The organism is Microbacterium sp. gxy059 (genome assembly GCF_050958665.1).
GTDB lineage: Bacteria > Actinomycetota > Actinomycetes > Actinomycetales > Microbacteriaceae > Microbacterium.
Genome location: NZ_JAMXWT010000037.1, coordinates 1 through 12,261, shown reverse-complemented (window position 1 = coordinate 12,261; position 12,261 = coordinate 1). Strand labels below are relative to the sequence as shown.

Sequence of the window (12,261 nt, the reverse complement as noted above, 5' to 3'; positions counted from 1 at the left end):
TTACGCAGAACCCCACGCCCCAGCAAACCACCCCACACCCGGGCGTGTCGCCTGCACCTGATCGACCAGCGCGGCAGCCGCGTCCGGGCTCCCGTCCGCGAGCGACCCCAGGAGCGAGACGCAGGCGATGAGGACGAGGATCAGCACGACGAGCGCGATCACGCCGCCCACGATCGCGCCCCGCGCGGCGCGCTGGGGAAGGCTCGCGCCCGCGGTGCTCTCGAGGAGGGCGCGCGTCTGCTCCCGCCGCTCCTGGATCGACCCGCTCCGCAGCGCGAGGGCGTCGTGGGTCCGACCCGCCTGCTCCGCGAGCATCCGCTGCCGGCCCTCGCGGGTCGCCAGGGCGCGCGACTCCTGGAGCAGTCGCGCCGCCTCGCCGTCGGCGAGGCCGAACCGCTCCCCCAGCTTCCCGGCCGCGTAGACGCCGAGCTCGCGCTGCGCCTCGCTGCGTCCCTCCGCGGTGGCGAGCTTCTGCGCGTCGTCCGTCACCCCGGACGCCTCGATGTGCCGACGCGCGCGCTCCGTGCGCGAGCCCGGCGCCGCGTCGCGCAGCGCGGACGAGACCCGCTCGCCCACGGCGCCTCGCGCGGCGTCGGCGTCCTTCCACGGAACCTGCGCGGCCCACTCGACGTGGGAGGTGGCCCACGGGAATCTCCCGCCGATCGCGTCGGCGACCACCTGGGAGGCCGCCGGTGCCGTCGCGCCGCCCGCTTCCGCCTGAGCCCCCGACGCGGCCCGTGCGGCGTCGCGCGCCTCGATGCGGGCGCGCAGCTCGGCGCGGCGTCCCGTGGCTTCGTCGCTCTGGCTCATGTCGTCGGGCTCCGGTCGTGCGTCAGCGGATGAAGACTCCGGCGAGGGCCTTCTTGCCCCGGCGCAGCACCGAGGTGCCGCCCGGGAGGGATCCGGTCACCGTCGCGTCGTCTCCCGCGACCTTCTCGCCGTCGAGCGAGACGCCGCCCTGCGCGATCGCGCGACGCGCCTCGGACGCGCTCGACACGAGCTGCGTCGCGACGAGCGCGTCGATGACGGAGGTGCCGGACGCGAGCTCCGCGTGGGGGAGCTCGCCCAGCGCGGCGACGAGGGTCTCGGCGTCGAGAGCCGACAGGTCCCCCCGCCCGAAGAAGGCCTCGGACGCCGCGATCGCCTTCTGCGTCGCGTCCAGACCGTGCACCGTCGCCGTCACCTCGAGCGCGAGGCGCTTCTGCGCGGCGCGGCGGAACGGCTCGCTCGCGACGAGCGCCTCGTACGCCGCGATCTCATCGCGGGTGAGGAAGGTGAACACCTTGAGCCGGTCGACGACGTCGCGGTCGTCGGTGTTCAGCCAGAACTGGTACATCGCGTACGGGCTGCACATCTCGGCGTCGAGCCAGATCGCGTTGCCCTCGCTCTTGCCGAACTTCGTGCCGTCGCTGTTGGTGATGAGCGGCGTGCCGAAGGCGTGCACGGACGCGCCCTCGACGCGGCGGATCAGGTCGGTGCCGCTCGTGAGGTTGCCCCACTGGTCCGACCCGCCCGTCTGCAGCACGCACCCGTACTGGCGGAACAGCTCCAGGTAGTCCATGCCCTGCAGGATCTGGTAGCTGAACTCGGTGTAGCTGATGCCGGCGTCCGACTTCAGCCGCGCGCTCACCGCGTCCTTCGCGAGCATCGTCCCGACGCGGTAGTGCTTCCCGATCTCCCGCAGGAAGTCGATCGCCGACAGCGGCGCCGTCCAGTCGAGGTTGTTCACCACGCGCGCCGCGTTGTCGCCCTCGAAGCTGAGGAAGCGCTCGACCTGCGCCCGCAGGCGCGTGACCCACTCACCCACCGTCTCGGGGGTGTTGAGCGTGCGCTCCGCCGTGGGCCGCGGGTCGCCGATGAGTCCCGTCGACCCGCCGACGAGGCCGAGCGGCCTGTGCCCCGCCAGCTGGATGCGACGCATCGTGAGCAGCTGGACGAGGTTGCCGAGGTGGAGGCTCGGGGCGGTCGGGTCGAAGCCGCAGTAGAAGACGAGGGGGTCGCCCGAGAGCGCCTCCCGCAGCGCCTCCTGATCGGTCGAGACCTGCACGAGTCCGCGCCAGACGAGCTCGTCCCACACGGTGTCGAACGACGGATCGTTGGCCTGCTCGGCGAGGGGCGCTGCGGTTTCGCTCATGGACATCGATCCTACTTTCCGGTGAGCGCGTGGAACGCCGCCTGGGCGCGCTCGACGAGCTCCGCGCGCTGCTCCACGACCCGCTCGGGAGCCGTGCCCCCGACGCCCGCCCGCGAGGCGACCGACCCCGCGACCGTGAGCACCTCGCGCACGCCCGGCGTCAGATGCGACGACGTCTCCGCCAGGAGCGCGTCGTCGGCGTCCTCGAGTCCGATCCCGCGCTCCTCGCAGGCGCGGACCAGGGATCCCGAGATCTCGTGGGCGTCGCGGAAGGGCACCCCCTGCTTCACGAGCCACTCGGCGACATCCGTCGCGAGGGAGAAGCCCTCGGGAGCGAGCTGCTCCATGCGCTCGGTGTGGAAGCGCAGGGTCGCGACCATGCCGGTGAAGGCGGGCAGGAGCACCTCGAGCGTCTCGACCGAGTCGAAGACCGGCTCCTTGTCCTCCTGCAGATCGCGGTTGTAGGCCAGCGGGAGCGCCTTGAGCGTCGCGAGCAGGCCCGTGAGATTGCCGATGAGCCGGCCCGACTTGCCGCGCGCGAGCTCCGCGATGTCGGGGTTCTTCTTCTGCGGCATGATGCTCGACCCCGTCGAGTAGCCGTCGTCGAGCGTGACGAAGTCGAACTCGCGCGTGTTCCACGCGATGATCTCCTCCGACAGACGCGAGAGGTCGATGCCGATCTGCGCGGCGACGAAGGCGAACTCCGCGACCACGTCGCGCGCGGACGTGGCGTCCATCGAGTTCTCGGCCGGGCGATCGAGGCCCAGCTCGCGCGCGACGAGCGCCGGGTCGAGGCCCAGGGTGGATCCCGCGAGCGCGCCGGCCCCGTACGGCGAGACGGACGCGCGGACGCGCCAGTCGCGCAGCCGCTCGAGATCGCGGACGAGCGGCCAGGCGTGCGCCTGCAGGTGGTGCGCGAGGAGCACCGGCTGCGCGTGCTGCAGGTGGGTGCGGCCGGGGAGGATCGCACCGGGGTGCGCCTCGGCCTGGGCGACGAGCGCGTCGACGAGCTGCAGCACCTCGCGGCCGATGATCTCGGCGTGGTCGAGGAGGTACATGCGCACGAAGGTCGCGATCTGGTCGTTGCGGCTGCGCCCCGCGCGCAGACGCCCGCCGAGCTCCGGGCCCACCTCGTCGAGGAGCATCTGCTCGAGGGCGCCGTGCACGTCCTCGTCCTCCGGACGCGGACGGATCTCGCCCGCGCGCACCTTCTCGGCGAGTCGATCGAGCCCGGCGTGCATCTCGCGGGCGTCGTCGGCCGACAGATAGCCGGCCTGCTCGAGCGCCGTCGCATGCGCGTGGGATCCGCGGATGTCGTAGAGGGCGAGCTTCCAGTCGAAGTGGGTCGACCGGCTCAGATCCTGCAGGGCCGGGCTGGGGCCGGAGGCGAAGCGGCCGCCCCAGAGGGCGCCGTCGTTCGTGCCGTGGGCGGGGGTCTCGTGCTCAGGCGTGCTCACGGGCTCCACCCTAGCGGGCCGCCTCCCCTCCTCCGGCGCCCGGCGCCGACGCCGACCCGGGCACGATGCCGCGGGCGACGGATCCGAGCAGCGCCTCAAGCGGCCCTCGCCCCACGAGAAGCGCCCAGAGGGTGCAGAGCACGAGCGTGCCGATCGTCATCGGCCAGAACGGCTCGACCGCCCAGAAGCCGCCCAGAGGATCCACGTCGCGTCCGCCCGCCGATGCCGCCGCGATCCAGATGCTCCAGGCGACGAGCTGGCCGACGTACGCCGTCAGGGCGAGGGACCCCACGGCGCGCACCGGCCACAGCAGGTGGCGCAACGGCGTGCGGCACACGAGCACGCACGCGCCGATGACCGCGATCGCGAGCCCGCCGGATCCGATCGTCTCGCCCAGCCCGCTGCCGTGCGGCTCCGCGCTCAGCGCGGGGGCGGAGGAGGATCCGATCGCCGAGCCGACCGCCGCGAGCCCGAGCCCCGCCAGCACCAGCCCCGCGGCGACGAGCGGCGATCCCAGACCGGATCGCCCGACGGCGAGGCCCGCGGCGAGGAACGAGATCCACACGAGGAACGGGTAGTGCCACCCGACGAGGTCCGCGAGCGGCGGGGACGCGAGCGCCTCCCCCGCCGCCGTCCGGTCGAGCGCCGCGTAGGCGAACGGCGTCGCGACCGCGAGCGCCGCGGCGGTCGCGGCCAGGGCGCCGGCCCGCAGGGAGAGGAGCGGCAGCGCGAGCGCGAAGAGGATCCCGTACGCCGGCAGGATCACGTACACCGGGGTCGGAAGCGCCGTGAGGAGGACGCCGATGACCAGCAGCGCGCCCGCGCGCACGAGGACCCGTCCGCGCAGCACGGCGAGCCGCGGCCCCGTCGCCGGCCGGGGCCCGCCGGACAGCAGCGCGAGCGAGACGCCCGCGAGGGTCGCGAACAGGATCGACGAGCTGCCGTGGACGATGCTCGGCCACGTCGACGGATCGCCCCAGCGCAGCGGTTCGCCCGGAGGCAGCACGTGCGCCGCGAACATGCCGAAGACCGCGAGCCCGCGCGCCAGATCGACGCCGGGCTCGCGGCCGGGTCCGTCGAGCCGCGCCCGACGGAGGAGACGGGCGGGTCCTACGCCTCCTGCTGACGCAGCAGCCACACGAGCAGCGCCTTCTGTGCGTGGAGGCGGTTCTCCGCCTCGTCCCAGATGACGCTCTGGGGGCCGTCGATGACCTCGGTGTCGACCTCGTAGCCGCGGTCGGCCGGAAGGCAGTGGATGAAGATCGCCTCGGGGTCGGCCCAGGACATCACCCGCTGGGTGACCTTGTAGCCGATGAGGTCGCGCAGACGCTGCTGCTTCTCGTCCTCCTTGCCCATCGACACCCACGTGTCGGTGACGACGACGTCGGCGCCGCGGGCGCCCTCCTCGGCATCCGAGACGAGCGAGATCGACCCGCCGGTCTCCTCCGCCAGCCGCCGCGCGTCGGCGACCACGTCGGCGCGCGGGGCGTAGGCCTCCGGGCTGACGACGCGCACGTGCATGCCCGCCATCACGCCGGCGAGGACATAGGAGTGCGCCATGTTGCTGCGGCCGTCGCCGAAGAACGACATCGTGAGCCCGGCGGTCTCGCCCTTGTGCTCGCGGATCGTGAGGAGGTCCGCGAGGAGCTGGCACGGGTGGAAGTCGTCGCTCAGCGCGTTGACGACGGGTACGCACGTGCCCTGCGCCATCTGCTCGAGCCCCTCCTGCGCGTACGTGCGCCACACGATCGCAGAGACCTGGCGCTCGAGCACGCGCGCGGTGTCGCTCGGCGTCTCCTTGCCGCCCAGCTGGCTGCTCGCGGTCGAGATGATGAGCGGGGATCCGCCGAGGTCGGCGATGCCCACCGCGAACGACACCCGGGTGCGGGTCGACGACTTATCGAAGATGACCGCCACCGTCTGCGGCCCCTCGAGCGGCTTCTGAGACCAGCGATCCCGCTTCAGCTCCTCCGCGAGCGCGAGGATCTCGCGCTGCTCGGAGGGGGTGATGCTGTCGTCGCGCAGGAAGTGACGGGTCATGCGGGGACCTCCGAGGGGCGTGCGTCGGCGACGGCGGCGAGCGCGTCGCGGAAGAGGGAGAGGAACTCGGCGATCTCGTCGTCGCCGATCGTGTACGCCGGCGCGATGCGGATCACGTCGGGCGCGGGCGCGTTCACGACGAGCCCGCGGGTCAGCGCCTCCTGCGCGATCTCCGCCGCGACCGGCCGGTCGAGCTCGATGCCGATGAGCAGACCCGCGCCGCGGGTGCCCGCCACCAGGCGCATCCCCTCGACGCCCGCGCGCAGCTCCGCGCCGCGCGCGGTCACGTTCGCCAGCAGATCCGTGTCCTCGATGTGCGCCAGGACGGCGTTCGCGACCGCGCTCGCGAGCGGGTTGCCGCCGAACGTCGAGTTGTGCGTGCCGGGGAAGAACAGGTCGCTCGCGGCGCCGAAGGTGATGAGCGCGGAGGCGGGGAAGCCGGCGGCCACCGCCTTCGCGAGCGTGACGGCGTCGGGGACGATCCCCTCGCGCTGGAACGCGAACCACTCCCCCGTGCGGCCGGATCCGGTCTGCACCTCGTCGAGGATGAGCAGCGCGTCGTTCTCCGTGGCCAGCTCGCGAGCGCGACGGAGGAAGCCCTCCGGCAGCTCGACGACGCCGGCCTCGCCCTGGATCGGCTCGATGAAGATCGCCGCGACGTCTCCGGCGGCGAAGGCCTCCTCGAGCGCCGCGATCGAGCGCGCGACCGTGCGCACGCCGGGCAGGAGCGGCGCGAACGGCTCCTGGTAGGCGGCCTTCGGGGTGATCGCGAGGGCGCCCGTCGAGCGCCCGTGGAAGGCCCCCTCGAGGCAGAGGATCGCGCCGCGGCCCGTGCGTCCGCCGTGCAGACGGGCGAGCTTGAGCGCCGTCTCGTTCGCCTCCGTGCCCGAGTTCGCGAGGAACACGCGGCCGGACTCCCCCGTGCCGGCGAGGCGCTTGAGGCGCGCGGCGAGCTCGAGCTGCGGGGGCGTCGCGAAGTAGTTCGACACATGCGCCAGCGTGGCCGCCTGGCGCGAGACCGCCTCCGCGAACACGGGGTGCGCGTGTCCGAGGGAGTTGACGGCGATGCCGCCGAGGAAGTCGAGGTAGCGCCTCCCCTCGTCGTCCCACACGTGGGATCCCTCGCCGCGCACGAGGTTCGCGAGTCGGCCCCCGACGTTCATGAGATCGCGCGAGGTGGCTTCCGTCCAGGGTGCGGTCGTCATGCCACGACCTCCGTTCCGATTCCGTTGCTGGTGAACAGCTCGACGAGCACCGAGTGCGGCACGCGTCCGTCGATGATCGACGCCTTCTCGACGCCGCCGTCGACCGCGTCGAGGCACGCCTGCATCTTGGGGATCATCCCCGACTCGAGCCTCGGCATCAGCTCCCGCAGCTCGGTCGAGCTGAGGTGGGAGACGAGCGAGTCGCGGTTCGGCCAGTCGGCGTACAGCCCCGCGACGTCGGTGAGGATGACGAGCTTCTTCGCGCCGAGGGCGCGGGCGAGGGCGCTCGCGGCGGCGTCGGCGTTGATGTTGAGCGTCTGACCCGGGTTGTCGAGGTCGGGCGCGACCCCCGCGACGACGGGGACGCGGTCGGCACGCAGGTGGTCGATCACGGGGGTCGGATCCACCTCGACGACGTCGCCCACCCGTCCGAGGCTCTGCTCGACGCCGTCGATCAGGACGCCGCGGCGGCGGCCCCCGAACAGCGCGGCGTCCTCGCCCGACAGGCCCACGGCGAAGGATCCGTGCGAGTTGATCTTGGCGACGAGCTGCGGGTTGATCTGCCCCGTCAGCACCATGCGCACGACCGAGATCGCCTCGGTCGACGTGACGCGGTACCCGCCCCGGAACTCGCTCGGGATGGCGAGCCGGTCGAGCATGCTGGAGATCTGCGGGCCGCCGCCGTGCACGACGACGGGCTTGATGCCGACGTAGCGGAGGTAGGCGATGTCCGCGGCGAACGCGTCCTGCAGCTCCTCCGAGATCATCGCGTTCCCGCCGTACTTCACGACGACGATCTGGTCGCGATACTGCTTCAGCCAGGGCAGCGACTCGATGAGCGTCGAGGCCTTGAACTCGGCTTCCTCGGGGCTCGTGTGCTGCAGGTCGATGGGAGGCGGTGTCATGAGGAGTATGCGCTGTTCTCGTGGACGTAGGCGTGGGTGAGGTCGTTCGTCATGATCGTGGCGTCGTGGTCGCCCGCGATGAGGTCGATGACGACGCTCGTGCGACGCGGCGTCAGGTCGACCTCCTCGCGCGGACGGTCGGGGCCGCCCTTCGTGCACACGCGCACGCCGTTGATCGTCACGTCGACGTCGTAGGGGTCGAAGCGCGCGGAGGTCGTGCCGATCGCGGCCAGCACGCGGCCCCAGTTCGGGTCGTTGCCGAAGATCGCGGTCTTGAAGAGGCTGTTGCGGGCGACCGACCGGCCGACCTCGACGGCCTCCTCCTCGCTCGCCGCGTGGAGGACGTCGATGAGGATGTCGTGGCTCGCGCCCTCGGCGTCGCCCATGAGCTGCTCGGCCAGGTCGAGGCACAGACGCGTGAGCGCGGCGCGGAACCCGTCGGGATCCGGCGAGACGCCCGAGGCCCCGGAGGCGAGGAGCGTGACCTGGTCGTTCGTCGACATCGCGCCGTCGGAGTCGAGGCGGTCGAACGTGACGCGCGTCGCGGCGCGGAGGTGCGCGTCGGCGTCCGCGGGGTCGAGATCGGCGTCGGTCGTGAGGACGACGAGCATCGTCGCGAGGCCGGGCGCGAGCATGCCCGCGCCCTTCGCCATGCCGCCGATCGTCCACCCGTCGCCCTCGACGACGGCGGTCTTCGACACGGTGTCGGTCGTCATGATCGCCTCGGCGGCGACGACCCCGCCGTCCGCGGAGAGCTCCTGCGCGGCGCGCTCGACGCCGTCCAGCACCTTGGCGCGGAAGACCTCGTCTCCCGTGCCGATGAGGCCCGTCGAGCAGACGAGCACGTCGCCCGCGCTCGCGCCGAGCAGCTCCGCGACCCGCTCGGCCGTGAGGTGGCTGGTCTGGAAGCCGAAGGATCCGGTGAAGCAGTTCGCGCCGCCCGAGTTGAGCGCGATCGCGTCGACGCGGCCGTCGGCGACGGCCTGCTTCGACCAGATGATGGGATTCGCCTGCGCCCGGTTCGACGTGAACACGGCGGCGCCCGTCTTCCGCGGGCCGCGGTTGACGACGAGGGCCACGTCGGGCTTCCCCGTGGACTTCAGGCCCGCCGCGACGCCCGCCGCCTCGAACCCCTTCGCTGCGGTGACGGTCACGGTGCGACTCCGTTCACGGTGAGCGCCGTGGTCTCCGAGAGCCCCAGCGCGATGTTCATGGACTGGATCGCGGCGCCCGCGGTCCCCTTGGCGAGGTTGTCGACGGCGGTCACGACGACGACGCGGTTCGCCGACCGGTCGATCGCGAGCCCCACGAGAGCCGTGTTGGCGCCGATCACGTCGGCCGTGCGCGGCACCTCGCCCTCGGGCAGCAGCTGCACGAATGGCTCGTCGCCGTACGCGTCCTCCCACGCCGCGCGGATCTCGGCGTCCGAGGCGCCGGGGGCGATCGGCGCCGTCGTCGTTGCGAGGATCCCCCGGGACATCGGCACGATGACGGGCGTGAACGAGATGCGCGGATCGGGCGCCCCCGCGTCGCGCAGCGCCTGCTGGATCTCGGGGATGTGCCGGTGGGTGCCGCCCACCGCGTACGGGTTGGCCGAGCCGAGGATCTCACTGCCGAGCAGGTGGGGCTTGAGGCTCTTGCCCGCGCCCGACGGGCCCACCGCGAGCACGCTGACGATGTCGGAGGCGTCGACGACCCCCGCGGCGACGCCCGGCGCGATGCTGAGCGACACGGTGGAGGCGTTGCAGCCGGGGGCCGCGATGCGCGTCGCTCCGCGGAGGCGCTCGCGCTGCTTCTCCCGGCCTGCGAGGAGCTCCGGCACCCCGTACGTCCACGGCTCGTGGAAGTCGCCCCCGTAGAAGCGCGCCCACGCGTCGGGCGAGACGAGCCGGTGATCGGCCCCCGCGTCGATCACCAGAGCGGCGTCGCCGAGCGCGTCGGTGTACTGGCCCGACTGCCCGTGCGGCAGCGCCAGGAAGACGACGTCGTGCCCGGCGAGGATCTCGGGCGTCGTGGGCTGCAGCTCGAGGTGGCGCAGCGAGCGGAGGTGGGGCTGGTGCCGGATGAGCGGGTCGCCCGCGTTCGAGTGCGCGGTGACCGTGCGGATCTCGACATCGGGGTGCTGCGCGAGCAGACGGAGGATCTCGCCGCCCGCATAGCCGGAGGCGCCGGAGACGGCGACCGAATACGTCATGACTTCTACCTTATTGACTCGTGAGCGGGTTCCCGGACGGCGGGCCGCTCACGCGCCATCAGGCACGCAGGCTGCAGCGGCCCGCCGAGACTCGGCGGCCGCGTCGGCGCGCGACGACGCGAAGGGGCGTCGGCTGCTGCGCGCGGAGGGTCATGCCGCCGACGGTAGCAGACGGCCCGCGGCGAGCGCCCGCCCGGTCAGGGCGAAAATACGGTCTTGCTATGGTGAAGAGGCCCGTGCGACGCGCACGGGCGAGCGGCCGGGGCGATCGGCCCCGCGCTCTCGGCGGTCGTCGAGTCGCAGTCGACGCATACCGCCCTCTCTGCATCTCCTCGCCGCGCGTTCGCGCGCGCATTCGCGAGGGCCCACCGCGAAAGGAGCCGCACCCCGGGCTACTCCGCGCCTGCGACGCCGGAAGTGGCCCAGGTTCGTCACCGCACATCCGCGCGGATCCGCCGCGCACTCTGAGAAGGAGAAGTCCCCTCGTGGGCGACCTGCACACCATTTCCTGGCCCATCGTGGTCCTGCTCCTGCTGATCTTCTTCGGCGGGAGCTTCTACATGTCCCTCCGCATCTCGCGGCGCAAGGAGAACGCCGACGGCTACATGACCGCCGGCGGCAAGATCGGATTCGGCATCTCGGCCGCGTCCATGACCGCCACGTGGATCTGGGCGTCGTCGATGTACGCATCCGCGACCGCCGGATACACCTACGGCATCTCCGGCCCCATCCACTACGGCCTGTGGGGCGCGCTGATGATCCTGCTGATCTACCCCTTCGGCAAGCGGATCCGCCAGCTCGCGCCGCGCGCGCACACGATCGCCGAGATCATGCACGCGCGCCACGGTCGCTCGAGCCAGCTGCTGCTCGCGGGATCCAATGTGCTCGGCAGCCTGCTGAGCCTCGCCTCGAACCTCATCGCGGGCGGTGCGCTCATGCACCTCCTCACCCCGTTCAGCTTCGGCCAGGGCATCCTCTTCATCGGCTCCGGCGTGCTGCTCTACACGCTGTGGTCGGGCTTCCGCTCGTCGGTGCTCACCGATTTCGCGCAGGTGCTGGCGATGCTCGGCGCCGTCGTGATCATCGTCCCGGTCGTGTTCTTCGCGGCCGGCGGCCCCGACATGTTCGAGCAGGGCGCGAGCAACCTCACGCCGCAGCAGGGGAACTTCTTCTCGTCCGACGCCTTCTTCGGCCAGGGCGCGCCGTACATCGCCGCCGTGCTCGCCTACGCGATCGGAAACCAGACGATCGCACAGCGCCTGTTCGCGGTGCGCGAGGACCTCATCAAGCCGACGTTCATCACCGCGACGGTCGGCTACGGCGCCACCGTGATCGGCGTCGGGATGCTCGGCGTCATGGCGCTGTACCTCGGCATCTCGCCGATGGACGGCGACACCAACAACATCATCCCGCAGATGGCCTCGACCTACTTGGGCCCGATCCTGATCTGCGTCTTCTTCGTGATGATCATCGGATCGCTGTCGTCGACGTCCGACTCGGATCTCTCGGCGCTGTCGTCGATCGTCATGGCCGACGTGTACGGCCAGAACATCGCCGGCCGCAAGAAGGCGAATCCGAAGACGATGCTGCTCATCGGCCGCATCACGATGATCGTCGCGATGGTCGCCGGCATGTTCATCGCGACGTTCGAACTCGGCATCCTCGACCTGCTCGTGTTCGTCGGCGCGCTCTGGGGAGCTCTCGTGTTCCCCGTCATCACGAGCCTCTACTGGAACCGCGTCACGAACATGGCGTTCACGATCTCGGTCATCGCTGCGCTCGCGGTGTTCTCCGTCGTCCGCTTCGAGCTCATCCCGCTCGCCGGCGCCTGGGGCATCTTCTGCGATGTCCTGTCCGTCATCGGCGTCGGCGTGGTCCTCGGCCTCATGGCCTTCGGATTCGTCGGCAAGCGGACCGGGATCATCGTCGGCGTCGTCGCGACCATCGCCAGCGCGCCGTTCGGCATCGGATTCCTGCACACCTGGCCCGTGCTCTCGGCCTCGCTCGTCGCGTACGCGGTCTCGACCGTGCTGTGCATCGCGATCACGATGGCCAACAAGACCAAGCGCTACGACTTCGATCTCGTCCCGAAGCTCACGGGAGCGTACGACGTGATCGAAGACAAGCCCCAGAAGGAAGAGGTGAAGTGATGGTCGCGGCGATGACGATCTACACCCTGATGTGGCCGGTCATCGTAGCCGGCACCCTCGCCACGATCATCGGCGCGTTCGTCAAGGACGTGCGCGCCGCGAAGCGCGAGGGCAAGAAGGTCATCTGACCCTTTCGGAGACGACGCGAAAGCGGCGCAGCCCTTCCGTGGCAGCTG

11 protein-coding genes are annotated in these 12,261 nt (G+C 71.7%); 2 read left to right on the top strand and 9 right to left on the bottom strand.

The window, feature by feature from the left end:
* The 9 genes from NHL53_RS14360 to argC are packed head-to-tail and all read right to left on the bottom strand — an operon-like array spanning position 1 to position 9,935.
* Positions 1-810 carry a hypothetical protein gene (locus NHL53_RS14360; protein ID WP_433777580.1) on the bottom strand — a complete coding sequence of 270 codons (810 nt, stop codon included), beginning with the start codon at positions 808-810 and terminating at the stop codon, positions 1-3.
* Positions 811-832: 22 nt separating this feature from the next.
* The gene (gene tyrS, locus NHL53_RS14355; RefSeq protein WP_433777579.1) at positions 833-2,140 is read right to left on the bottom strand and encodes a tyrosine--tRNA ligase; all 1,308 of its coding nucleotides are present in this window, start codon (positions 2,138-2,140) and stop codon (positions 833-835) included.
* A gap of 5 nt (positions 2,141-2,145) precedes the next feature.
* Positions 2,146-3,591 carry an argininosuccinate lyase gene (gene argH / locus NHL53_RS14350; RefSeq protein ID WP_433777578.1) on the bottom strand — a complete coding sequence of 482 codons (1,446 nt, stop codon included), beginning with the start codon at positions 3,589-3,591 and terminating at the stop codon, positions 2,146-2,148.
* A gap of 10 nt (positions 3,592-3,601) precedes the next feature.
* Positions 3,602-4,729 (bottom strand): heparan-alpha-glucosaminide N-acetyltransferase domain-containing protein, encoded by a 1,128-nt coding sequence (locus tag NHL53_RS14345; RefSeq protein ID WP_433777577.1) that lies wholly within the window; start codon positions 4,727-4,729, stop codon positions 3,602-3,604.
* The gene (argF, locus tag NHL53_RS14340; RefSeq protein ID WP_433777576.1) at positions 4,702-5,631 is read right to left on the bottom strand and encodes an ornithine carbamoyltransferase; all 930 of its coding nucleotides are present in this window, start codon (positions 5,629-5,631) and stop codon (positions 4,702-4,704) included. Before argF ends, NHL53_RS14345 begins: the two co-directional genes overlap by 28 nt.
* On the bottom strand, positions 5,628-6,836 hold the full coding sequence (locus NHL53_RS14335) for an acetylornithine transaminase (protein ID WP_433777575.1): 1,209 nt from the start codon (positions 6,834-6,836) through the stop codon (positions 5,628-5,630). Before NHL53_RS14335 ends, argF begins: the two co-directional genes overlap by 4 nt.
* Positions 6,833-7,741 carry an acetylglutamate kinase gene (gene argB, locus NHL53_RS14330; protein ID WP_433777574.1) on the bottom strand — a complete coding sequence of 303 codons (909 nt, stop codon included), beginning with the start codon at positions 7,739-7,741 and terminating at the stop codon, positions 6,833-6,835. The genes NHL53_RS14335 and argB overlap by 4 nt, the downstream gene beginning before the upstream one ends.
* A complete protein-coding gene (gene argJ, locus NHL53_RS14325) occupies positions 7,738-8,895 on the bottom strand; it encodes a bifunctional glutamate N-acetyltransferase/amino-acid acetyltransferase ArgJ (RefSeq protein WP_433777573.1) in 1,158 nt (385 codons plus the stop codon). The genes argB and argJ overlap by 4 nt, the downstream gene beginning before the upstream one ends.
* On the bottom strand, positions 8,892-9,935 hold the full coding sequence (gene argC, locus NHL53_RS14320; protein ID WP_433777572.1) for an N-acetyl-gamma-glutamyl-phosphate reductase: 1,044 nt from the start codon (positions 9,933-9,935) through the stop codon (positions 8,892-8,894). The genes argJ and argC overlap by 4 nt, the downstream gene beginning before the upstream one ends.
* Before the next feature lie 560 nt (positions 9,936-10,495).
* Here argC and NHL53_RS14315 point away from each other — a divergent pair.
* A complete protein-coding gene (locus NHL53_RS14315; RefSeq protein WP_433777581.1) occupies positions 10,496-12,085 on the top strand; it encodes a sodium:solute symporter family transporter in 1,590 nt (529 codons plus the stop codon).
* A gap of 11 nt (positions 12,086-12,096) precedes the next feature.
* Complete coding sequence (locus NHL53_RS14310; RefSeq protein ID WP_433777571.1) at positions 12,097-12,213, top strand: putative transporter small subunit; 117 nt, start codon at positions 12,097-12,099, stop codon at positions 12,211-12,213.
* Positions 12,214-12,261: the final 48 nt, after the last annotated feature.